Annotated in this window: 20 protein-coding genes and 1 pseudogene; 6 read left to right on the forward strand and 15 right to left on the reverse strand. The window is 63.6% G+C overall.

What is annotated here, in order from left to right; translation table 11 throughout:
- Together A5906_RS45710 and rfaD are read right to left on the reverse strand one after the other, a co-directional pair.
- The coding region (locus tag A5906_RS45710; protein ID WP_245327110.1) for a PfkB family carbohydrate kinase at window positions 1-745 on the reverse strand (745 nt) is incomplete at its 3' end.
- A 12-nt stretch (window positions 746-757) separates the two neighbouring features.
- Window positions 758-1,738 (reverse strand): ADP-glyceromanno-heptose 6-epimerase, encoded by a 981-nt coding sequence (gene rfaD, locus A5906_RS37015; protein ID WP_080140051.1) that lies wholly within the window; start codon window positions 1,736-1,738, stop codon window positions 758-760.
- 174 nt (window positions 1,739-1,912) lie between these two features.
- Between rfaD and waaF the strand changes: the two genes are divergently transcribed.
- Complete coding sequence (gene waaF / locus A5906_RS37020) at window positions 1,913-2,986, forward strand: lipopolysaccharide heptosyltransferase II (protein ID WP_080140052.1); 1,074 nt, start codon at window positions 1,913-1,915, stop codon at window positions 2,984-2,986.
- A 1,208-nt stretch (window positions 2,987-4,194) separates the two neighbouring features.
- On the opposite strand, the gene A5906_RS37025 is transcribed toward waaF, so the two are convergent.
- The 4 genes from A5906_RS37025 to A5906_RS37040 all read right to left on the reverse strand — a co-directional run bounded on the left by A5906_RS37025 (window position 4,195) and on the right by A5906_RS37040 (window position 8,664).
- On the reverse strand, window positions 4,195-5,154 hold the full coding sequence (locus A5906_RS37025) for an alpha/beta fold hydrolase (protein ID WP_080140053.1): 960 nt from the start codon (window positions 5,152-5,154) through the stop codon (window positions 4,195-4,197).
- 131 nt (window positions 5,155-5,285) lie between these two features.
- Window positions 5,286-5,780, reverse strand: coding sequence for a phasin family protein (locus A5906_RS37030; protein ID WP_080140114.1), 495 nt, complete (start codon window positions 5,778-5,780; stop codon window positions 5,286-5,288).
- A gap of 446 nt (window positions 5,781-6,226) precedes the next feature.
- Window positions 6,227-6,832: a hypothetical protein gene (locus tag A5906_RS37035; RefSeq protein ID WP_136615758.1), complete on the reverse strand. Its 606-nt coding sequence runs from the start codon at window positions 6,830-6,832 to the stop codon at window positions 6,227-6,229.
- Between the two features lie 794 nt (window positions 6,833-7,626).
- A complete protein-coding gene (locus A5906_RS37040; RefSeq protein WP_080140055.1) occupies window positions 7,627-8,664 on the reverse strand; it encodes a glycosyltransferase family 4 protein in 1,038 nt (345 codons plus the stop codon).
- A 125-nt stretch (window positions 8,665-8,789) separates the two neighbouring features.
- Between A5906_RS37040 and galE the strand changes: the two genes are divergently transcribed.
- Window positions 8,790-9,803, forward strand: coding sequence for a UDP-glucose 4-epimerase GalE (galE, locus tag A5906_RS37045; RefSeq protein WP_080140115.1), 1,014 nt, complete (start codon window positions 8,790-8,792; stop codon window positions 9,801-9,803).
- A gap of 116 nt (window positions 9,804-9,919) precedes the next feature.
- Window positions 9,920-11,728, forward strand: coding sequence for an ABC transporter ATP-binding protein (locus tag A5906_RS37050; RefSeq protein ID WP_080140056.1), 1,809 nt, complete (start codon window positions 9,920-9,922; stop codon window positions 11,726-11,728).
- On the opposite strand, the gene A5906_RS37055 is transcribed toward A5906_RS37050, so the two are convergent.
- On the reverse strand, window positions 11,710-11,982 hold the full coding sequence (locus A5906_RS37055; RefSeq protein WP_136615759.1) for a hypothetical protein: 273 nt from the start codon (window positions 11,980-11,982) through the stop codon (window positions 11,710-11,712). The genes A5906_RS37050 and A5906_RS37055 overlap by 19 nt on opposite strands.
- A gap of 167 nt (window positions 11,983-12,149) precedes the next feature.
- On the opposite strand from A5906_RS37055, the gene A5906_RS37060 reads away from it, so the two are divergent.
- Window positions 12,150-12,851, forward strand: coding sequence for a fumarylacetoacetate hydrolase family protein (locus A5906_RS37060; protein WP_071912070.1), 702 nt, complete (start codon window positions 12,150-12,152; stop codon window positions 12,849-12,851).
- 66 nt (window positions 12,852-12,917) lie between these two features.
- Here the strand turns inward: A5906_RS37060 and A5906_RS37065 are convergent, their stop codons facing one another.
- The gene (locus tag A5906_RS37065; protein ID WP_080140116.1) at window positions 12,918-13,376 is read right to left on the reverse strand and encodes a YybH family protein; all 459 of its coding nucleotides are present in this window, start codon (window positions 13,374-13,376) and stop codon (window positions 12,918-12,920) included.
- Window positions 13,377-13,572: 196 nt separating this feature from the next.
- On the opposite strand from A5906_RS37065, the pseudogene A5906_RS37075 reads away from it, so the two are divergent.
- Window positions 13,573-13,888: pseudogene (locus tag A5906_RS37075) on the forward strand (amino acid kinase family protein); the annotation flags it as partial.
- Window positions 13,889-13,960: 72 nt separating this feature from the next.
- On the opposite strand, the gene A5906_RS37080 reads toward A5906_RS37075, so the two are convergent.
- From A5906_RS37080 to A5906_RS37085, 3 genes are all read right to left on the reverse strand, one after another.
- On the reverse strand, window positions 13,961-14,890 hold the full coding sequence (locus tag A5906_RS37080; protein WP_080140059.1) for an aspartyl/asparaginyl beta-hydroxylase domain-containing protein: 930 nt from the start codon (window positions 14,888-14,890) through the stop codon (window positions 13,961-13,963).
- A gap of 144 nt (window positions 14,891-15,034) precedes the next feature.
- Entirely contained in the window at window positions 15,035-15,190 is a 156-nt protein-coding gene (locus A5906_RS43395; RefSeq protein WP_014493894.1) for a hypothetical protein, read from the reverse strand.
- Window positions 15,191-15,346: 156 nt separating this feature from the next.
- Window positions 15,347-16,261: a LysR family transcriptional regulator gene (locus A5906_RS37085; protein ID WP_080140060.1), complete on the reverse strand. Its 915-nt coding sequence runs from the start codon at window positions 16,259-16,261 to the stop codon at window positions 15,347-15,349.
- 214 nt (window positions 16,262-16,475) lie between these two features.
- Between A5906_RS37085 and A5906_RS37090 the strand changes: the two genes are divergently transcribed.
- Complete coding sequence (locus A5906_RS37090) at window positions 16,476-17,186, forward strand: SDR family NAD(P)-dependent oxidoreductase (RefSeq protein ID WP_080140061.1); 711 nt, start codon at window positions 16,476-16,478, stop codon at window positions 17,184-17,186.
- Between the two features lie 118 nt (window positions 17,187-17,304).
- Here A5906_RS37090 and A5906_RS37095 read toward each other — a convergent pair whose 3' ends face one another.
- The 4 genes from A5906_RS37095 to ahcY all read right to left on the reverse strand — a co-directional run bounded on the left by A5906_RS37095 (window position 17,305) and on the right by ahcY (window position 21,749).
- Window positions 17,305-17,943, reverse strand: coding sequence for a phasin family protein (locus tag A5906_RS37095; RefSeq protein ID WP_167523598.1), 639 nt, complete (start codon window positions 17,941-17,943; stop codon window positions 17,305-17,307).
- Window positions 17,912-18,574, reverse strand: coding sequence for a nucleotide-binding protein (locus A5906_RS37100; protein WP_080140062.1), 663 nt, complete (start codon window positions 18,572-18,574; stop codon window positions 17,912-17,914). Before A5906_RS37100 ends, A5906_RS37095 begins: the two co-directional genes overlap by 32 nt.
- A 135-nt stretch (window positions 18,575-18,709) precedes the next feature.
- Window positions 18,710-20,170 carry a flavin-containing monooxygenase gene (locus tag A5906_RS37105; protein WP_080140118.1) on the reverse strand — a complete coding sequence of 487 codons (1,461 nt, stop codon included), beginning with the start codon at window positions 20,168-20,170 and terminating at the stop codon, window positions 18,710-18,712.
- 157 nt (window positions 20,171-20,327) lie between these two features.
- Window positions 20,328-21,749 (reverse strand): adenosylhomocysteinase, encoded by a 1,422-nt coding sequence (ahcY, locus tag A5906_RS37110; RefSeq protein ID WP_080140063.1) that lies wholly within the window; start codon window positions 21,747-21,749, stop codon window positions 20,328-20,330.
- Between the last annotated feature and the right edge of the window lie 188 nt (window positions 21,750-21,937).

The raw sequence follows: 21,937 nt of genomic DNA on the forward strand, positions 1-21,937 counted from the left end.
CGCCCTGCGTGACCAGGATCGCCTCGCAATCGGCAAGCCGCATCACGTCCTCGCTGGCATCGACGATGCTCTGCGGCGTGTCGGCGCGACTGCGGGTGGCTTCCGCGAACTCCTTGCGGTTGGGCGTGAGCAGCGTCGCGCCGCGATAGATTGCCCAGTTCAGGCTCTTGGGATCGACGATCACCGGCTTGCCGAGCTTTCGCGCCGCATCGATCGTGTGCCGGATCACGCGCGCGGTCAGCACGCCTTTGGCGTAGTCGGACAGCAGCACGACGTCGGCGCGCCCGATCTGCGGCAGGATCGCCTCGATCAGCTCGGTTTCGATTGCGTCGGAGACCGCAACCGCCTGCTCCCAGTCGGCGCGCAGCATGTGCGTGGAAAAATGCTCGGAGACGAAGCGGACTTTTCGCGTGGTCGGCCGCGAGGGATCGCACACCAGCACGCTCTCAATTCCGGCATGTTCCGCCAGCGCCGATGCCAGCCGCCTGCCCGCATCGTCCTCGCCGACGAGGCCGACGAAGATGCAGCGCGCGCCGAGGGAAGCGATGTTGCGCGCGACGTTGCCGGCGCCGCCGATGTGGATCTCGCTGCGCTGGGCGGCGATGACCGGCGTCGGCGCTTCCGGCGAGATTCGCGACACCTCGCCATAGACGAATTCGTCCAGCATGATGTCGCCGATGCAGAGCACTGTGCGGGCTGAGATCGTTTGCGCAAGCGCGTCGAAATCGAGAATGGGCGTCGCCATGGTCAAAAAGCCTCAGCGGAAACGGTCGGGCCGGTCGAGATAATCGCCGACATAGGCTTTCACCGCGTCCTCGAGCGTCGTGAAGCCGCCGTTATAGCCGGCGCGGCAGAGCCGATCGACCTCGCTCTGGGTGAAGTACTGGTAAGCGCCGCGAATGTTCTCGGGCATATCGATGTATTCGATGTTGGGCCGGGTACCGAGCGCGGCATAGGCGGCGAGCATCAGGTCCTTGAAGCTGCGCGCCTTGCCGGTCCCGACGTTGAAGAGGCCCGAGACGGAGGGCGTCGCCAGCAGCCACATGATGACGCGCACGACGTCGTCGACGTAGATGAAGTCGCGGCGCTGGTCGCCGTCGGCGATGCCCTCGCGATGCGACTTGAATAGCTGCACGACGCGGCCAGCCTTGACGTCGTCGAAGCGGCGCGCCAGCACGCTCATCATCGAGCCCTTGTGGTATTCGTTCGGGCCGAACACGTTGAAGAATTTCAGGCCCACGCATTGCGGCGGCAGCGGATCGCCGTTCGCGACGCGCCCGGCGATCGCGAGATCGAACATGTGCTTGCTCCAGCCGTAGAGATTCATCGGCCGCAGTTTCTTCAGTGCCGGCAACGAAGCGTCGTCGCCAAAGCCGGCCTCGCCGTCGCCGTAGGTTGCCGCCGACGAGGCGTAGATGAACGGCACCGCGCCCACCGTGCACCAGTCCAGCAGGCGAATCGACGTCCGGAAATTGGTCTCGAACACGAGATCGCCGTCGGTCGCGGTGGTCGCGGAGATCGCCCCGAGGTGAATCACGGCATCTAACTTGCGGCCCTTCAGCCAGTCGAGCAGCTCGCCCGGCGGGACGATATCCACGAGCTGGCGCTTGGCAAGGTTGCGCCATTTGCCGTCGTTGCCGAGCAGGTCGCACACCACGACGTCGCTGCGGCCGGCGTCATTCAGCGCGGCCACGACATTCGATCCGATAAAACCGGCCCCGCCGGTCACCAGCAACATTCCGAAATCCCTGCCCGATTTTTGTGTGGCCCGGTCCTGCCGTAGCGCATGATCCGCCAAAGTGTAAGCGGTTTTGGGCAGAGGCTTTTGGACTCGCGCTTCTACCGCTTTACCTGCCGGCCCGGAGCGGCTAACCGAACCGCCACATCAGAATGCCTTCGGCCCTATTAACAAATGAACCTTGATTCGCAATTTAGTGGACATGCAGACCAGGACGACACCCGCCCGATCCTGATCATTCCCTACATGTGGATCGGCGATTTCGTCCGTAATCACACCGTGGTGCGGGTCCTGAAGGAGCGTTGGCCGAACCGGCCGGTTGATCTCTTGACCACGTCCCTGTGCGCTCCGCTGGTCGATTACATGCCCGGCGTCCGCCAGGGGATCGTCTGGGACCTGCCGCGCAGCCGGCTGGCCGTGGGCCGGCAGTTCGGCCTGGCGCGCCTGCTGCGCGACCGGAACTATGGCACCGCCCTAGTGCTGCCCCGGACCTGGAAGGCCGCCATCGCGCCGGCGCTGGCCGGTATTCCCGAACGGGTCGGCTTCGTCGGTGAGTTCCGCTTCGGCCTGCTCAACCGCTGGCGCTGGGGCGAGAAGAAGCTGCCCCGCTTCATCGACAAGAACGCGGCCCTCGCCCAGCCCGACGGTGCCCCCCTGCCCCCGGAATGGCCGGTGCCGCAATTGCGTGTCCCGCCCGAGGAGATCGTGCGCTGGCGGCAGGCGAACGGCCTCCGCGCCCGGGCGGCTGTGGCGCTCGCCCCCGGCTCGGTCGGCGTCTCGAAGCGCTGGACCTACTATCCGGAGGCCGCCCGCCTGCTGGTCGAGCGCGGCCTCGAGGTCTGGGTGGTCGGCGGCCCCGCCGAAAAGGGCCTCGCCCAGGAGATCGTCGCCGCGGGCGGCCCGAAGGTCCGCGATCTCACCGGCAACGATCTTCGCAACGGCGTCCTCGCCATGGCCGCCGCCGGCGTCGCCATCTCCAACGATTCCGGCCTGATGCACATCGCAGCCGCGCTCGGCACGCCCACCATGGGCATCTTCGGCCCGACCAGCCCCTATCTCTGGGCCCCCCTCAACGGTCTCGCCGCGACCGTGGTCCAGGACAAGAGCGTGCTCTCATGCCAGCCCTGCCAGAGCACGATCTGCAAGATGAACGACCACCGCTGCATGCGGGACATTGCGGCGAACGAGGTGGTGGGGATTGCGGAACGGGTGCTGGGTGAAGCGCAGGCGCACGAGCGCCAAAGTTGAACGCTTAAATCCGCCGGCGGGTGGCTCGCCAAAATCCGCTATGGACCGATTGCGACCAAATTCTACAACGCAGCTAAATGGCGCGATGGGCCACAAGCGGAATTCGGCTCATTCAAGTCTGACGATAGAAGCGGGGTCCAATCAGGCGTCTTTGACTGGATGAAGATCGCTTTCTGGTGCCATCGGGAATGGCTCTTGGGTCCTTCTGCCAATGAACGTGTCAGGCGTTGTCCTGTGTAGCAGTTCGAGGGACTTCTGCGATGCGTTGCGCGTCTGCTCAATGAGTTGGCGGAAATATAGTTCAAGCGGCAACCGAGCCGGCGTGCGCTGATCCATGTCGCGCTCCCTAGCTATGCAGGCGGGAGCGCTCTCGGTCTCTCAGCCACCGACGCCTACGGGCTATGCCTCGGCCGGTGATAAAGACGAATGCCAAGAAACAACTTCTGTTCCTGAAAAAATAGTAGAGTGGAACCAAAATCGGGCTTCCTTTCAGCCCCGCTCTCTCCAGCTGTATTCGCCTCCGGATTTTCCCGAGCAGACGCTGCCCTAATGTGCAGCCTACCGACCCCAGTAGTCTCGTCCTGGTGATTGGCGAACCAAGCTGTTCGCGCAGCGTTTATGCTGCACAACTCGTACTGGAGGTTGTCATGATCAAGAAGCCGTTTCTCGCGCTCGCTGTTGCAGCCGTGCTTGCCTTGGCTCCTAATGGAGCGTCCGCCCAACGTGGCTTTCACGGTGGATGGCACGGCGGCGGTTGGCATGGCGGGGGTTGGCGCGGCGGTGGCTGGGGTGCACCAGCAGTGGGACTAGGTATCGGCCTCGGACTTGCCAGCGCAGCCGCGTGGGGCCCTGGCTGGGGGTGGGGAGGACCTGGCTGGGGGCCCGGCTGGGGAGCGCCCGGTTGGAGTTACGCGGCGTATGGTGGTTGCACGCGATGGCGCCGGGTTTGGACCCCTTGGGGTTGGCGGCTCAGGCCAGTGAACGTCTGTTGGTAGCCCTGTGACGGATGGTAGCCTCGCGTAGGTGCCGAGCAGATCCTGGCCCCGAGCAGCCCTCCATAGGTGCCGCTCAGGGCCGATGGCTGCTTCGGGGTCAAAGGCTGCCAGGGCAGCTCCACGACGATATTCCGCTCAGCTCTCGAAAGCGGGCAGTGCGCGGCCAAGGGCGGAAGTCAGCCCAGGGCCACGCCCGCAATGCAATAAGAAGGCCTATGCGGTCCTCACTGGTGCGGAGGGTGCCAGCGCCGCCACGGCATCCGCTATTCCCGCCGCATCTGCATAGGTAACCATGTGACCGGCATCCTCGACCAGATGAAGCAGGGAGCTGGGCAACACCGCGTGGAGGCGGCGCGACTGGTCGGCCTCGATGAGCCGGTCAGCCTTTCCATGCACGATCCTAACTGGACACCGGATAGCCCGATATTGAAGCCGCAGCTGTGCAGCAGCTGGAATAAGGAACGCACTCTCCTCGGCGGCCGCCCTCAACTGCTTGGGTCGGAGAGCCAACGAGATCGGAAATTCGTTCTTGAATTCCGGCGGGATGGCGCGCGGCGCGAACAAGGTGCGCATCAGCTTGGGCATAATGGCCCACGATATGATCGGCGAGATAGTGTACCGCATCAGATCGCCGAGCAGCGGCAGCGCCGGAGCTGACATGAGCCAAAAGTCCGTCCGAGCGGTTGGAAAATAATAGCCGGACACAAGCACCAGCCCACTCACGGCATAGCCGCTTCGTAGCGCCAGTGCGATCGCCACCAGCGTTCCCCAGGAGTGGCCAAGCACCACGGGGTTGCGCACCCCAAGCTGATCAAGAGCCTTCGCGAACAAGGCAGCTTGCCTCGTGGCCGTCCAGATGCGTGTGCGCGGACGGTGGCTGTAACCAAACCCCGGGCGGTCGAAGCAAACGACGCGATAGTTCTGGGCCAGGCGGTCGACCAAACCGCTTAGGACGAGGTCCTGAACCATGGTGCCATTCCCATGAAACAGGACCACGCAAGGCGCGGCGGCATCGCCTCGTTCGATATGGTGAAGGCGGACGCCTTCGCAATCGGTAAAGACCCCGATTGGGGGATTGTTTCTCTCCGCTGCCACCTGAAACGCGATGTTGGCCAGGATCAGAACGACAAGTCCGGCCAAAACGATCAGCAGCACGGTTTCAGTTGTGGACATGGTGTCAACCTATTCGCCGATGGCAGGGACTGATTCCACTCCCTCGTTGTGAGCCGCGCTCCCCAGCCGACAGCAACCAACCGTGATCGGCGCGTGCGTGATCCGAGTTTGCGTCCATCCTTTGCCGCCAGTTAGCATCCCGGCAGAGCCGTGAGCTCTCGGGGCGGATTGATGCGCCAGAACGGATATGCCGCCAGTTCTTTCGTATGCTGCCCGAACATATCGAACCACCTGTTTGTAAACTCCGTAATGACGCCGAACAATTCAGCTGGTGACCTGATCGACGCAAGTCTGAGGCCGAATTCAAAAGCCAGTTGCGCGTTGGCCCCGGCAATCTCAAGAAGCTTCGCTTGATACGCCTGCATGTTTGCGGTCGCTAAAGCAAAGCCTTTCATTGGATCGCTACCCGTCATTCTCTGACTGAGGTCATCGGGTAAGGCATCCACCCGAGGCTTCTTAGGATCATCCTGAAGCCCAAGAGGCGGCTCAATCGGAACTGCCGCAACAGAGCGAAGTAAATCCTCTTTCTGGCTTCGAACAATGGCCTGCTTGTTCCGTTGGGCCCGCGCGGCCGATTTAGGATTGCGGGCGCGCTTCAGCGCTGTCGCCGGTTTGCGTTTGCTCATCTGACACTCCAAGAAAATGGGGGGCGACTTCATTTCTGAAGGTCAACAGGCATTGTGATGAGGCGTTCCAAACCCGTGGTTTGTTGGAGCTCCGCATAAACCGAGATCAACCGCGCATTCTGCGATGTCGAGATGATTTTAGGTAGCAACTCCAACCAACAAACGTCTAGCTAGCGATCTTCCAGTGCTATGCTCAAAGGCGTCAGTTTGAGAACAATCAGCCCTCCGCACGTTGAGTCTCCAAACCAATCTCTTCGGATGAAGCTTGCGACCGTCGACGGGAATGTGTGTGTCATGGAACTGTGCGACCTTGACATGGTCACCCTACGAGAAGTTTGGGACGGAATGAGGTGGTGGAGATGCTGGGGATGTGATGAGGATCGTGCGGGAGCGAGCGTGACTCGCTCGCATCACGTCGTGAAGCATGAACGCTGCTGGCAGCCACTTCAATTCGTCGTGGCCTTCCCGCCGCGCATGGACACGAGCCTTTCCTCACGAAATCGGAGAATGAGCCATGCGGCCTCATCAAAACCGTTTGCGAGCCTTCCTTCGTGAGAATACACCATCTGATCAGCTTCCGACTTCGACGGCGGTCCCAGCGCCGCGACTACCTCCAAACGCGACATACCCAAATGCAGCTTTCCGTCGAAGACGAGAGGCACGAACTTCTCCGGGATGATGGCGCAATCCGTCGAGGTCTCGGCGTCTTTCTCGGAGAGCTCTTCGACGATCTCTGTGACGAGATGGTCCGGGCCGCCCATCTCTCCGCTGGACACGATCCATAGTCGATGCTGCGCGCGCCTATAACACAGCCAATAGATGCTATCTCCAGCGTCGCCCTGGTGTTGGATGGTCCCTCCGCCCACGGCTTCGCGCACCGCGCCGAGCCGCGTCTCCTCGAAGCGGCCGGCGAATGCGCCTAGCGAAAAGCGGGTCGCCAATCTCTTCACGACTGTCGGCGGCACGCGCTCGAACGCACGTTCGTTGACTGGGGGCGGCGGTGTCTGCGCGGAGCAGTCGTCAGCGGGGATCGCGAAAAGGAGAAGGAGCAAGAAGAGCCTCCTTCGACCATGAACTCCGAATTGCCTTACATTGGAGCATGAGCCCTTCTGCGATAGCTCCTTTCCGTTGGCAATGATGTCGTCAAGATCGAGATTTTTGACGCAGCGAGCCGCTCTGTCCGCCAGTCCTTTCCATATTTCCCGCCTCAGCCGGTCGCGCCCAGGCATCGAGAGTGCGGGCGTCAGTTTCCAGGTGTCTGACACGTCAGTCTATCTCCTGCGGTGAAGAAAGGCACAACATATCATGGCTGACGTGTGCATTTCCGGATTGCCTTGAGGAGTGGACAGTTGAGCGGCTTCACCCGGGTTCGCCGTCGGGCCCGCAGAGAGAGTCGCTTGCTTGTGATACAGCCCCTGCGAACCATCGCAACGCATGGCGGCAGAGCCGGAGGCCATCGCCGCTTGCGCACGCGAAATTCCCGCTGATAGCAGACACGCAAACGAGCGTTGTTCGGATCCTGGCAGAGCGTGGACGCGTAGGGGTTCGTATCCTCGGCTGCATGGTGCCCGAGCATCACGTTCAGCGACTGCACCATCTCTTGCTGCCCCTCGGCTTGACAGGCGATCCGCTCGAACATGTCGGCCATCACACAGCGCGACTGCGGGCTCGCAGCCGGGCATTTTGGGACGATACCTGTCTAGCACTGTTTTGCCCGACGGGTCAAATTGACTTCGTAAAATCCGCAAGAAACCGCACCGCCCGCCAAGCCATTGATTTCCTTATCCCCCGCTACTGTGCATGGGGTTGTTTTGCGGTTTTTTGTCTCGGTGGCCAAAACGGAAGTTCAAAGCAGCGTCCGATAGACCTCGCCGATCCGCGCAGCTTCCGCATTGAGGCTGAACTTTGCCAGCACCCGTGCCCGCCCGCGCTCGCCCATTGCCGTCGCAGCGGCCACGTCGCGCATCAACGGCTCGAGCGCCGCCGCGAGCGCGTCGGCATCTCCCGTCGGGATCAGCACGCCGGTGACGCCATCCTCGACCGCGAGCTCGGCCGCTCCAGCACGTGCGGCGACGAGCGCGCTTCCCGCCGCCATCGCCTCGATCAGCGTCAGGCCGAAACCTTCGTTGCGAGAGGTGAAGGCGTAGATCGTCAGTCGCTGATACCAGCGCTGCACTTGCTCGATCGGCAGCTCGCCGGTGATGACGATGCGCGATTGCAGGCCCGCTGCCTCGATGCGCTTCTTCAGGTCGTTGGCAAAGGGCGTCTGCTCGGCCGTGACCTGACCGACGATGACGGCGGTGAAATCGGGGTAGCGCGGCAGCAGGCGGCACATCGCATCGACGAACACATCGGTGCCCTTCTGCGCGCGCACGCGGCCGAAGCAGCCGATGGCGTAGCGGCCCGGCAGGGCGGCTTCCGCGAAGGCGGCGGCGCGATCTACGGGGGGCGCGTAGACGTCGGCGTCGACGCCATGCGGGATCACCGTCGCCCTCACCTTCAGGAACGAGGCCGAGATGTCGCTTGTCGCGATGATCGCGTCCATGCGCCGGATCAGCCAGCGCGTGATCCAGCTGTGATGCCGCTGCGCCGCCGAGGTGAACACGAGCTTCAGCGGCCAGCCGAGCGCGCGCAGCACGACGCCTGCGATCATCTCGTTGTTGCGGCGCGCGTGCCAGATCAGCGGCGCCTTGCGGCGCCATAGCTTGAAGAGATCAGCCACGCTCAGCCGCGCGATCCCCTCCGGCGCGTCCGAGCCGAACCAGGCGGCGCGGTACAGTTTCGCCAGCCGCGGCGCCACCATCCGGTTGGTCGCGGTGACCCCGGAATAGCGCCTGTGCAGATTTGGCACGATCACCTCGAGATCGCCCTGGGAATTCGCCACGTCATGCTCCGTTTGACAGACCCCCTATACGCAACATTAAGCATAGTGACCAGTTCAGGGCCGCCGATACCCCCTCTTCACCACGCAAGCGCTAGCTTTGCGCGTTGATCGAGGACGGTGAGACCATGACTGTGCTAGTCACCGGCGGCGCCGGTTATATCGGAAGTCATACGGTCCTGGCGCTGGCGGAGGCCGGCGAGGACGTCGTCGTGATCGACGATCTCTCCACCGGCTTCTCGGCGTACCTGCCGGAAGGCGTGCCGCTGTTCATTGGCGACGCCGGCGACGAGAACCTGCTTGAAGGCGTGATTGCCCAGCACAACATCGAGAGCATCATCCATTTCGCGGGCTCGGTGGTTGTGCCGGACTCGATGCGCGATCCGCTCGGCTACTACCGCAACAATTTCGTCACCGCGCGCAACCTGCTCAGCGTCGCCGTGAAGCGCGGCATTGGCCGCTTCATCTTCTCCTCGACCGCGGCGGTGTACGGCAATCCGGACCAGGTGCCGGTGCCCGAGCACGCGCCGACGCGGCCGCTGTCGCCCTACGGCTCGTCGAAGCTGATGACCGAGATCATGCTGCACGACGTCGCCGCCGCCTACGGCATGCAGTACGTGACCTTGCGCTATTTCAACGTCGCCGGCGCCGATCCGCAGGCGCGTATTGGCCTAGCCACCGTCGGCGCCACGCATCTGCTCAAGATCGCGGTGGAGGCCGCGACCGGCCAGCGCGCCAAGATCGACGTGTTCGGAACCGACTATCCGACCCCCGACGGCAGCTGCATCCGCGACTTCATCCACGTCACGGACCTGTCGCAGGCCCATCGCTCGGCCCTCGCCTATCTGCGCAACGGCGGCGCCTCTACGACGCTGAATTGCGGCTATGGCCGTGGCTATTCGGTGCTGGAGACCATCGACGCCGTGCGCCGGGTGTCCGGCCGCAGCTTCGCCGTCCAGTACGCCGCGCGCCGGCCCGGCGACATCATGACCATGGTCGCCGACACCAGCCGCATCCGCGGCCTGCTCGACTGGAAGCCGCAATATGACGACATCGAGACCATCGCAGCCCATGCGCTGGCCTGGGAGGACAAGCTGTTCCGGGAGCGCCATGGCGAGCTCCGCCAGGCCGTCTCGGCCTAGATTCCGTCCGGACGCAAGCCCTTAATTGGGCTTGAAAAGCTCCGCTTGAGCGGGCACAGAGGCCCATCGATCCCTGACGCGCGGGCAGGCTTCCCTGCGCCGTCAATGGACTACGGATGGCCCAGTTTCCAAAGAAAATCACCGACGATCCCTATGCGGCAGCGGTCCTGATTCGCCGCCTGGTCACGGAACAGGGCATCGTCTATTGGCGGCGCTACCTCGTCGCCTTCGCGCTGATGGCGCTCGCCGCGGGCGCCACCGCATGCGCGACCTATGTGCTCGGCCAGGTCATCAACCAGGCCTATGTCGACAAGAACATCCCGGGCATCGCGATGTTCTCAGGCATCACGGTGCTCCTGCTCTTCATCAAGGGCGTGGCGACCTACGGCCACATGGTGATCCTGACCAAGATCAGCAACGCCATCCTCGCCACCAACCAGCGCCAGCTGTTCGCCAAGCTGATGCGTGAAAGCGTCGGCTTCTTCTCCGAGCGGCACTCCTCCGAGTTCCTGGCGCGGCTGACGGCCGGCGCCAAGTCGATCACCGACGTGCTCAACATGCTGGTCAACGCCATCGGGCGCGACCTCCTGATGCTGCTCGCCATGATCGGCGTGATGGTGTGGCAGGACCCGCTGATGTCGTTCATCGGCCTCGTCGCGGTGCCGCCGGCGATGCTGGTGCTGCGCAAGCTGGTCAAGCGCATCAAGGGCCTCGCCTTCAACCAGTTCACCGGCACCGCCGACATCATGGAGACGATGCAGGAATCGCTGCAGGGCATCCGCACCGTCAAGGCGTTCACGCTCGAAGACGCCATGCAGAAGCGCATCGACGAGAACATCGCGATCGTCGAGCGCAACGCCAACAAGATGGCCCGCGTCGCCAACCGCTCCAATCCGCTGATGGAGATGCTCGGCGGCTTCGCGGTCGCCGGCTGCCTGATGTACGGCGGCTATGCCGTGGTCGCGCTCAACGCCACGCCCGGCGCGTTCTTCTCCTTCATGACCGCGTTCCTGATGGCGACCGAGCCGGCCAAGCGGCTGGCGCGGCTCAACATCGACCTCAACAGCCAGCTCGTCGGCGCACGCATGCTGCTCGAAGTCGTCGACAGCCCCGCCAGCGAGCAGTCCGACGACGACAAGCCGGCGCTGAAGCTCACCGACGCGCGGATCGAGCTGCGCGACGTCAGCTTCTCCTATCGCGCCAATGAGACCATCCTCAACCGGATGAGCTTCACGGCCGAGCCCGGCAAGGTGACCGCGCTGGTCGGCCCGTCCGGCGGCGGCAAGTCGACCGTGCTGGCGCTGCTCCTGCGCTTCTACGAGGTCACGCAAGGCGACATCGTGATCGACGGCCAGTCGATCTCTTCGGTCTCGCGCAAGTCGCTGCGCGCCCAGACCGCCTATGTCGGCCAGGACGTCTATCTGTTCCGCGACACCATCCGGAGCAACATCGCCTTCGGCAGGCCGGGCGCGAGCGCGGACGAGATCATCGAGGCGGCGAAGGCGGCCTGTGCGCATGATTTCATCATGGGCTTTCCGCTCGGCTACGACACGCCGGTCGGCGAGCACGGCACGCAGCTCTCCGGCGGCCAGCGCCAGCGCATCGCGGTGGCGCGCGCGCTGCTCAAGAACGCGCCGATCATTCTGCTCGATGAAGCCACCGCCGCGCTCGATTCCGAATCCGAGCGGCAGGTGCAGGAGGCGATCGAGCATCTCTGCCGGAACCGCACCACCATCGTGATCGCGCACCGCCTGCACACCATCATGCACGCCGACAGCATCCTCGTGGTCGAGGGCGGCGAGATCGTCGAGCAGGGCCGTCATGACGAGCTGCTGCGCCGCGGCGGACGCTATGCCTCGTTCTTCCGCCTGCAGCACCGCGACGCCGACGCCGCGCCCGTGCTGGCCTACTCGGCCAAGTCCTGACCACTCAGGACGGCGCCAGCCCTGCGCGGATCACGCGCACGCGATCGGACCGCTCCAACAGGTCGCGTTTCCAGAGCAGGCTTATCGGCATGCATATCGGCAACGTCGAGTGTCGCGTGCAGGGTTTGCGCTGCCGGCGTGAGGTTCAGTGCAACCGGCGCGTTCCTGTTCTGCCCTCGCTCAATCCGTCCGGGCGCGATCACGAAGAAGCGGATGGCGAAGCCGAGCAGCACGCGCGCAACCGCGAAGGCCAATCAGTATCCACTTCTTCATCGGTGGCTTCCCCTGCGTGCCCGGCAGCCGCCGGGCGGCTCTCCCGCCGATGGCTCGACCTTTTATTGTCCGGCGGCACTAGCCTCGATCATTGCAACCGCGTAAATACGATTTCGTCAGTTTTTTGTAACCTCGCCGAGACCGCTCCATGAACGCCGCCTCCTACGTCATCCCGCTTCCGCCCCAGGCCTCGCTTCCCGTCGTCGGGGAGAGCGGCCGCTATCCGGTGCGCCGCATCTGGTGCGTCGGCCGCAACTATCTCGAGCACATCCGCGAGATGGGCAACGACGAGCGCGCCCCGCCGTTCTTCTTCGCCAAGCACGCCGACATGCTGGTCCCGGATGGCGCCACCATTCCCTATCCGCCGCTGACCAAGGACCTGCATCACGAGGTCGAGCTGATCGTCGCGATGAAGAGCGGCGGCCTCAACATTCCCGCCGACAAGGCGCTCGACCACGTCTACGGCTATGCCGTCGGCATCGACCTCACCCGCCGCGACCTCCAGATCGCTTCGCGCAAGAAGGAACGTCCGTGGGAGATCGGCAAGTCGTTCGACGGCTCCGCTCCCTGCTCCGCGGTGCAGCCGGCCTCCAAGATCGGCCATCCCGCCAAGGGCAAGATCTGGCTCACCGTCAACGGCAAGGAAGCGCAGAAGGGCGATCTCACCGAGCTGATCTGGAACGTGCCCGAGATCATCTGGCAGCTCTCCCAGCAGGTGAAGCTCGCCGCCGGCGACATCATCATGACGGGCACGCCGGCTGGCGTGTCGCAGCTCCAGCCCGGCGACAAGCTCGAATGCGGCGTCGACGGCGTCGGCACGCTGAAGGTGAGCATCGGCCAGCCGGAATAGGCCGCGCACGTCGCGACATCAAAAGGCCCCGGACACGTCCGGGGCCTTTTTTATTTAGCCCGCGTTCTACCAGGCCTTCACCGGCCGGTTGGCGTGGCTTGCCTGCGGCACACCGCGATTGAGCGACATGTGCGAATGCACGCACAGCCAGCCGTCGCCATCTCTTGAAAACACCATGGTGGCGCGGCCGGGACGTGGAAACGCGCTGCCGTCGGGATGATAGCCCGTGCTCGTCCACGGCGCGATCACGGTCGCCATCGCACCATCGGGTGACGCCAGAACAGAAGCCTGATCGAGGACGAAACGGAAGTCGGCCGTCTTCGGCCAGACGTTGTCCCATTGCGTCTTGACCCATTGATCGAGGCCGGGAATCACATCGTTGTGCGTGCCGAAGGCGAGCACCTCGGGGTGGAATAGCGGCCGCGCCGATGCGTAATCGACCTCGCGGACATAGCCCGCGAAGGTTTCCAGCCACTGGCGGAAGAACTGCGTGATCTCGGTGTTCGCGGTCGGCAAGGACGCCATTGCCTGCTCCATATTCAGCCACTCGATCGCTGCGATGTTGTTGCCATGGGCCGAACTATCCAGCAAGACTGGCATCAGCGGCCAGGCCCGACGACCACCGAGCTTGAAGCACTGCTGATGCAGCGCTCGCTCACCGACCCGCAGCTTGTCGCGGCGGCGGAGACGGCTCCGGACTTCCGCATCCTGCCGGATGCGACCGACCTCGCGCATCCCGCTACATCGGGCCGACACCGGCGCCTTCCTGCTTGCCGACGCACTCGGCGCTGCGGGCCTTACGGTCGTGGAGGACGTTGACGGCGTCTACACGACCGACCCCAACGGCGCTGACGGCAAGAAGGCGGAGCTCTTGAAGGAGACCAGTTTTGCCGAGCTTGCGAAGCTCAAGAGGACGATGCCGTTCGACCCGCGCTGCTGGAAGTAATGGCCAACGCACGGCACATCGCGCGCGTGCAGGTGCGGCGCTGCGCGTGCAGCATGTGGGGACGATCATCGACTCCGCCAAACCGGCGTGACGGCTCGGCACGTCCACAAACAAAAAAGCCCCGGAGCACTCCGGGGCTTTTCATTTCAACGTGGCGATATGGTCAGCGCAGCGCCGACAGCACGATGAGGCCGAGGATCAGCGCCGTCAGCGAATATTTCAGCGTGTAGTAGATGTTGCGGTTCCACTCCTTGACCTTGCGGCTGGCGAGATGGATCTCGTAAAGCTTGCCGAACACCTTGTTGAGCACGCCGACGTTCTCGCCCTCGACGTTCTGGGTTGCCGACGCCTTGACGATGTGATGGCTGACCCAGCGATTGATCGCGGTCATGAACCCAAACTTCATCGGACGCTCGACGTCGCAGAACAGGATGATGCGGTTGACGTCGGTCGCATTCTCCGCGCTGTGGATGAAGGTCTCGTCGAACATGAAGGCTTCGCCGTCTCGCCAGACGCATTCGACGCCGTCGACGAGGATGCGGCACTTGTTCGAGTTCGGCGTGACGAGGCCGAGATGATAGCGCAGCGAGCCGGCGAACGGATCGCGGTGCGCGCCCAGCTTGCCGCCCGGCGGCAGCATCGCAAACATGGCGCCGTGCACGCTCGGGATCGACTTGAGCAGCTCGACCGTCTTCGGGCACAGCGTGTTCGCCGACGGCAGGAAGTCGTCGTACCATTTCAGGTAAAAACGCTTCCAGCCGCTCTTGAAGAACGAGTAGAAGCCCCAGTCATTGTTCTTGGCGGCAGCGCGGATGAAGCCCTCGTCGAACAGGCGCACGGCCTCGTCACGGATCGTCTCCCAGTTCTCGCTGAGAGGCTTGAGCTCCGGAAACTGGTCGACCGAGATCACCGGCTTGTTCGGCACGGCCGAGCCGGCGTACATCAGCACGTTGTAGGGCGCGAGATAGGTCGAGTGGTCGCCAAGCTGGCGCGCGAAACGCAGCCGCTGCTTGCCGCGGAAGTGAACGTAGATCGTCGAGGCCGCAAGCACATATAAAATGACGAGTTGCGGCGCAAAAAGCTGTTTCAGCATTTCCCCAAGTTCCCAAGTGACCCAGCCGGGGACGTCATCTACTCCGCCCCGGCCCGAGCGGCAAGATATTCACCGGTGGGTTGCAATCACGCCGGGGAGAGCAAAGGATGGAACTTGGGGCCAAACCGGCCGAAACGAGCCGAATCAGGCGCGGGAGAGCGCCTGCAGGCCCTTGAAGGTCAGGCGCTTCGGGTCGGTGACGCCGGCGAGATAAAGCCGGCGGATGAACGCGATCACGGCATCGCGGTCGCAATCGGTCAGCGCGACGACGGCGTCGACCGCGATCTTCTGGGCTTCCATTGGGCTCACCTCGGCCTTGCGAGTAACCCCGGCCGAGACAGGCTAGGACTCATCCGTTAAACGCGCGTTAACCGTTTTGGAACCATCGCCGATTCAGCCAACCCGCCGTATACGCAAAACAACGCATAGCGGACGGCGCGAAGCAGCTCAGCGCGCCTAGATGCTCTTCTTAAGCCGCGCAAATTGCTTCTTCAGCCGGGGCACGGCGAAGTCGGTGAAGGCACGCACCTTGGGCACCGACAGCCGGCCCTGCGGGCAGATCAGATGCGCCGGCATCTCCGGATCCTCGTCGTCCGCCAGCACGATCTCGAGCTCGCCACGCGCGACCTGCTCGGCCACCTGGTACGAATACATCCGCGCCACGCCGCGCCCAGCCACTGTGGAGGCCACCGCCGCATAGGTGCTGTTCACGACGAGCCGCGGGGTGAACTGCACGCTGCGCGGCGCCGACGAGCCCGCCTGCGGCGCAAAGGTCCACGAATTGGGCAGATGCGCCATCGCGACGATCTGGTGCTTCGCCAGATCGCCCGGCTCGGTGATGCGCGGATGCTGTTTCAGGTAGCGGGGAGCTGCCACCACGACGCGGCTGATCCCGCCGACCCGCATGGCCACCATCGCCGAATCTGCCAACGGACCGATGCGAAGCGCGACGTCGACGCCCTCCTCGATCAGATTGACCGCGCGGTCGAACAGCAGCAACTTGGCCGACACGGTCGGATAGGCGTCGAGAAACGCGTCCAGGATCGGCCGCAGCACCATCTCACCCGAGACAACCGGAGCGGTGATCGTGAGTAGGCCGCGCGGCGCCGTGCGCGGCCCGGCCGCAATGTCCTCGGCCTCTTCCAGCTCGGCGAGGACGCGGCGGCAGATCGCGACATAGCGCTCGCCCTCCTCGCTTAGCTTGATCGACCGCGTCGTCCGGTGCAGCAGCCCTGCGCCGACGCGCTCCTCCAGGAAGGCGATGGCGCGGCTGACCGCCGCCGGCGAGCGGCCAAGCTTGCGTCCCGCGGCGGCAAGACTGCCCTCCTCTACCGCAACGACGAACACTTTCATCGCATCCAGACGATCCACGCGCGTTCCGCCACCCCCTCAAATTCCCGTGACAGGCTAAGCGTTCCCCCTCGCCGCGACAACTGCCGCCAAGGGCCGATCCGGCATTCGTTCGCACCGCGTAACAGTGTCTGCCGGACAATGTGTATTCGCGGCCGGGCCGCCGTGGCTTAACTCAGCATCCAAGTCAGCCGCGGCTGGCGAAAGTTCTGAAAGCCAACAATAGGAGCCCGTCATGGGTATCGAGCAGAAGGTCGCCATCATCACCGGTGCATCACAGGGTATCGGTGCCGCCCTCGTCCAGGGTTTTCGCGATCGCAATTATCGCGTCGTCGCAACGGCGCGCTCCATCAAGGCATCGGGCAACGACGACGTTCTCGCCATTCCCGGCGACATCGCCGACCGGGCCACTGCCGAGCGCGTGGTGTCGCAGGCGATCGCGCGTTTCGGCCGCATCGATACGCTGGTCAACAACGCCGGCATCTTCGTCGCCAAGCCGTTCACGCAGTACACGGCCGAAGACTATGTCGCGGTGATGGGCACCAACGTCGCCGGCTTCTTCAACATCACGCAGCTCGCCATCGCCGAGATGGAGAAGCAGGGGTCCGGCCACGTCGTCCAGATCACGACCACGCTGGTCGATCATGCCAATTCCAACGTGCCCTCGGTGCTGGCCTCGCTGAGCAAGGGCGGGCTGAACGCCGCGACGAAGTCGCTCGCGATCGAATACGCCAGGCGCGGCATCCGTGTGAACGCGGTCTCGCCGGGCATCATCAAATCGCCGATGCACCCGGTCTCAACGCATGCCGGGCTCAGCGCGCTGCACCCGGTCGGCCACATGGGTGAGATGTCCGACATCGTCGATGCCGTGCTCTATCTCGAGGGTGCCCCCTTCGTCACCGGCGAGATCCTGCATGTCGACGGCGGCCAGAGTGCCGGCCACTGAACGCGGAGGAGGACGCCGGCACCCGAGCGGGGCGGCCATGCGCTTCGCTCGCGGGGCCGGGATTTACACCCTCTTCCAACCGGGCCATTAATCCAGTTTGCGCCCTACTTTTGCTATTTCAGCGACCACTACCGGGCGGCTGCTTTGTCGTGTCGTGAGCAAACGATGTGAGCAATTCGGCCTGCTGCAGAACCAGCTCACACTGCTTTCGCGCATGGCTGCTCGATAGCTCAATCAATTCCGAGAGCGTTCTGGCGCGACCCAACTCCCGCGCATATTGCAAAGTCGCGCCCCCATTCACCTTCAACATTTCGAGTACGATCGCGTGACACTCAGCGGCCGGTCCCTCCAGGAGGTCGCTTTCCGGACTGGCGAGGTCCTTCGCGTAGTCCAACGCTGCATGCACACCTGCCTGCATTGTCTTCATGGTGCGAGCCTGCATGTCTCTGACAATTTCCATGGCGAAATCCGCGGTGGCGCCGTTGGAATTCTGGAGCTGCGCGGAGCGCGACGCCCGCTTCGCGGACAGGGGCATCGCGACACTCCCGTTGGCTGCCGCCGGAACTGCCGTCTGAGCAGATGGTGTCGCTGTCTGCTCGACCTGCGGTCCGCCGTCCCGGACAACCGCGACCGGGCTCGGCGATATCCCCAGCAGGCTCTCGTCGATGGTGCGGCTCGCCGCCGCCGTCAGGTCTACCAGCGAACGACGCCTGGCGCGTGCAGTTTCAGCATGCTGTCTTGAGTGCGGCTTGCTCATGATCAGGCGACTCCATGATGAGGTGCTTCGAGATCCAATCCCAGAGCGCAACGATTTCGTCCGAGGCTTTTCCCTCCGGTGCGAACTCGGTCACGCCCAATCCTGCCCCAAGCGCATCCTGATGGTCGTTGCGCTGCGCGATAAAGGGAAGTGCAAGCACGCCGAGGGAATTGAGCGACGTTGCAGCCTCGCTCAGCCGGCCGCCCCGCGTGGGGGTCTGATTGAGGATGAAGGCAAATCGACGGTTGAGCCTGCGAATGGCGATCAGCGTCGGTATTGCGGCCTCGATATCGGCCGGACTGGGACGCGCCGGGATGAGACAAAGATCGGCCCTGGCAATGGCAGTCATCGCCAGGACATTGTTCGTGGCGGCCGTGTCGATGATTGCGAGCCAGATCCCCTCAGCCTCGAGGCGGGATATCACCGGATCGATATCGGTCGGATCAACAATGCGATCGACGTGAGGATAGGAATCCGTTCGCCGCTCTTTCCATTTCGCGATCGTTCCTTGCGCATCCGCCTCAACGAGAGCGACACGCTCTCCATGCGCCATGGCTGCCACCGCAAGTCCTGTCGCCAGCGTGCTCTTACCGCTTCCACCCTTTTGTGTGACCAGAGCAAGGACGTACATTTCCTCCGCTCCCTCAATTGGCAGCGACGCGGAACTCACACGCTGTCGGAAATAAATTGCAGTGCGCCGCACAACACTACTTCAAGTCGCGATTCGGCTCAAGCAATCCGCCGGTTCCTCCGGCAACGTCGGAGATCAGGAATACCGCATGACACCGTCGTCGATGCGGCCGAAACGCAGCGAGACGATGTCGAGCGCGTAGTTCTGGTACAGCCGCCATGGCCGCTTCGAACCCTGCTTCGGCATCTTTGCCACCGAGCGCTGCACGTAGCCCGAGGTGAAATCGAGCGAGGGTTGCGCGGTGATTTCAGGGTCGTCATTGTGCGGCATGCACTGCCGGAAATTATGCCGGTCCATGTAGTTGATGAGCCGGCAGACATATTCGCAGGTGAGATCGCATTTCAGCGTCCAGGACGCGTTGGTGTAGCCGAAGGCCGACGCCATGTTCGGCACGTCGGCATACATCATGCCCTTGTAAGTCAGCGTCTTGGCGAAATCGACGGTGCGCCCGTCGACGCTGACCTCGAGACCGCCGACGACCTGGAGCACGAGGCCCGTCGCCGTCACGATGATATCGGCGGCAAGTACGCGACCGTCCCTCAGGCGGATGCCGTCGCGCGTAAAGGTGTCGATCTCGCTGGTGACAACGGACGCCCGCTGCTCGCGGATCGCCTTGAACAGATCGCCGTCGGGAACGAGGCACAGCCGCTGGTCCCAGGGATTGTAGCGCGGCGTGAAATGGGTCCCGACGTCGTAGTCGGGCCCCAGCGCCATTTGCACGCCCTTGAGGATCAGGTCCTTGACCTTCGCAGGCCTGCGCCGGCTGAGCTGGAAGAAGAACATCCCCCACATCACGTTGCGCCAGCGGATCAGATGGTAGGCCAGCCGCGCGGGCAGCTTGCGGCGCAGTTTGTTGGCGATGGGATCCTGCGCCGGACGCGACACAACATAGGTCGGCGAGCGCTGCAGCATCGTCACCTGCGCCGCCTTCTTGGCGAGCTCCGGCACCAGCGTCACCGCGGTCGCGCCGGAGCCGATCACGACGACGCGCTTACCCGGGTAATCGATGTCCTCGGTCCATTTCTGCGGATGCACGATGCGCCCCGAGAAATCCGCCGTGCCCGCAAACTCCGGCGTGTAGCCCGCTTCATATTCGTAATAGCCCGAGCACATGAACAGGAAATTGCAGGTGAAGCGCACCAGCTCGGTCGCGCCCTCGCCCGCGATGCGCTGGGCCTCGACGGTCCAGCGCGCATCCGACGTCGACCACGCCGCACGCTTGACGCGATGGCGGAAACGGATGTGCTTGTCGATGCCGTTCTCGGTCGCGGTCTCGCGCACATAGTTGAGGATCTGCGGCCCGTCCGCGATCGCCTTCGGATCGGTCCACGGCTTGAAGGAATAGCCGAGCGTGAACATGTCGCTGTCGGAGCGGATGCCGGGATAGCGAAACAGGTCCCAGGTGCCACCGATGCAGTCGCGCCCCTCCAGGATGACGTAGCTCTTGGCCGGGCACCTGGTTTGCAAATGATAGCCCGCGCCGACGCCTGACAGGCCGGCCCCGACGATGAGCACGTCGAAATGCTCTTGTTGCATGGTTTCCTCCACCGCCGAGGATTGTCCGGCCGCCGCCGGCCGTCAATCGGCAATCAGCGGTGCAGCAACCATAAAGCGAGTTGATTTCCATGCGCCGAAACAACAAAGCCCCGGATCGCTCCGGGGCTTTGCGTCGATGATCGATCGAACCGGTCGATCAGTACCGGTAGTGGTCGCTCTTGTACGGACCTTCCTGCTTGACGCCGATGTAGTCGGCCTGGTCCTTGCGCAGCTCGGTGAGCTTGACGCCGATCTTGGCGAGATGCAGGCGGGCGACCTTCTCGTCGAGGGTCTTCGGCAGCACGTAGACTTCCTTCTTGTACTTGCCGTCCTTGTTGTTGGCGAACAGCTCGATCTGCGCCAGCGTCTGGTTGGTGAAGGACGCCGACATCACGAAGGACGGATGGCCCATCGCGTTGCCGAGGTTCACGAGGCGCCCCTCGGACAGCAGGATGATGCGGTGCTTGTCGGGGAATTCGATCTCGTCGACCTGCGGCTTGATGTTGGTCCACTTCAGATTGCGCAGAGACGCGATCTGGATCTCGTTGTCGAAGTGACCGATGTTGCAGACGATGGCGCGGTCCTTCATCGCGCGCATGTGCTCGATGGTGATGATGTCCTTGTTGCCGGTCGCGGTGACGAAGATGTCGGCGCGGGGAGCGGCATCTTCCATGGTCACGACCTCGTAGCCTTCCATCGCGGCCTGCAGCGCGCAGATCGGATCGACTTCCGAGACCATGACGCGGCAGCCGGCCTGGCGCAGCGAAGCGGCCGACCCCTTGCCGACGTCGCCGAAGCCGGCGACCATCGCGACCTTGCCCGACAGCATCACGTCGGTACCGCGGCGGATGCCGTCGACCAGCGATTCACGGCAGCCATAGAGGTTGTCGAACTTCGACTTCGTGACGCTGTCGTTGACGTTGATCGCCGGCCACAGCAGCGTGCCCGCCTTCTGCATGTCGTAGAGACGATGCACGCCCGTGGTGGTCTCCTCGGACACGCCCTTGATGCTCTCGGCGATGGCGGCGAAGTAGCCTTTCGGCTTCTCCTTCAGCTGCTTCTTCAGAAGCGCGAAGAAGACTTCCTCTTCCTCGGAGCCGGGCTTGTCGAGGAAGGCGGTATCACCCTTCTCGGCGCGCAGACCGAGATGGACGTACATCGTGGCGTCGCCGCCATCATCGAGGATCATGTTCGGGTGACCGCCGCCGTGCCAGTCGAACAGCTTTGCGGTGTAGTCCCAGTACTCGGTCAGCGTCTCGCCCTTGACCGCGAAGACGGGAATGCCGGCGGCCGCGATCGCGGCGGCGGCGTGATCCTGCGTCGAATAGATGTTGCAGGAGACCCAGCGGATGTCGGCGCCGAGTGCCGCCAGGGTCTCGATCAGCACGCCGGTCTGGATCGTCATGTGCAGCGAGCCCGCGATACGCGCGCCCTTCAGCGGCTGCTTCGGGCCGAACTCCTCGCGGGTGGCCATCAGGCCGGGCATTTCGGTCTCGGCCAGCGAGAGCTCCTTGCGGCCGAAATCGGCGAGCGAGATGTCCTTGACGATGTAATCGGTGAAGCCGGGCTTCGCGTTCATGTCTGTTTCCTAATCAGTGAGGCTGGCGTGTCAGTAGCAAGGCAAGCTGAACGCTGTGTGGCACTATTCTCCCTCTCCCCGTTCTAACGGGGAGAGGGTTGGGGTGAGGGGCTCTATCCAAGCACCGAGCTTGCGGAGAGTCCCCCTCACCCGCCGCTTCGCGGCGACCTCTCCCCGCAAGCGGGGCG

The organism is Bradyrhizobium sacchari (assembly GCF_002068095.1).
Classification (GTDB): Bacteria; Pseudomonadota; Alphaproteobacteria; order Rhizobiales; family Xanthobacteraceae; genus Bradyrhizobium; species Bradyrhizobium sacchari.

Bases quoted from the DNA above. Each gene is read 5' to 3' on its own strand.
- A5906_RS43395 (WP_014493894.1), bottom strand. From the start codon at position 15,190: ATGGAAGCCCAGAAGATCGCGGTCGACGCCGTCGTCGCGCTGACCGAT.
- A5906_RS37065 (WP_080140116.1), bottom strand. From the start codon at position 13,376: ATGGCGTCCTTGCCGACCGCGAACACCGAGATCACGCAGTTCTTCCGC.
- A5906_RS37095 (WP_167523598.1), bottom strand. From the start codon at position 17,943: ATGAGCAAGCCGCACTCAAGACAGCATGCTGAAACTGCACGCGCCAGG.
- A5906_RS37080 (WP_080140059.1), bottom strand. From the start codon at position 14,890: ATGCTGAAACAGCTTTTTGCGCCGCAACTCGTCATTTTATATGTGCTT.
- ahcY (WP_080140063.1), bottom strand. From the start codon at position 21,749: ATGAACGCGAAGCCCGGCTTCACCGATTACATCGTCAAGGACATCTCG.
- galE (WP_080140115.1), top strand. From the start codon at position 8,790: ATGACTGTGCTAGTCACCGGCGGCGCCGGTTATATCGGAAGTCATACG.
- A5906_RS37105 (WP_080140118.1), bottom strand. From the start codon at position 20,170: ATGCAACAAGAGCATTTCGACGTGCTCATCGTCGGGGCCGGCCTGTCA.
- A5906_RS37100 (WP_080140062.1), bottom strand. From the start codon at position 18,574: ATGTACGTCCTTGCTCTGGTCACACAAAAGGGTGGAAGCGGTAAGAGC.
- A5906_RS37090 (WP_080140061.1), top strand. From the start codon at position 16,476: ATGGGTATCGAGCAGAAGGTCGCCATCATCACCGGTGCATCACAGGGT.
- waaF (WP_080140052.1), top strand. From the start codon at position 1,913: ATGAACCTTGATTCGCAATTTAGTGGACATGCAGACCAGGACGACACC.
- A5906_RS37060 (WP_071912070.1), top strand. From the start codon at position 12,150: ATGAACGCCGCCTCCTACGTCATCCCGCTTCCGCCCCAGGCCTCGCTT.
- rfaD (WP_080140051.1), bottom strand. From the start codon at position 1,738: ATGTTGCTGGTGACCGGCGGGGCCGGTTTTATCGGATCGAATGTCGTG.
- A5906_RS37030 (WP_080140114.1), bottom strand. From the start codon at position 5,780: ATGAGCAAACGCAAACCGGCGACAGCGCTGAAGCGCGCCCGCAATCCT.
- A5906_RS37025 (WP_080140053.1), bottom strand. From the start codon at position 5,154: ATGTCCACAACTGAAACCGTGCTGCTGATCGTTTTGGCCGGACTTGTC.
- A5906_RS37050 (WP_080140056.1), top strand. From the start codon at position 9,920: ATGGCCCAGTTTCCAAAGAAAATCACCGACGATCCCTATGCGGCAGCG.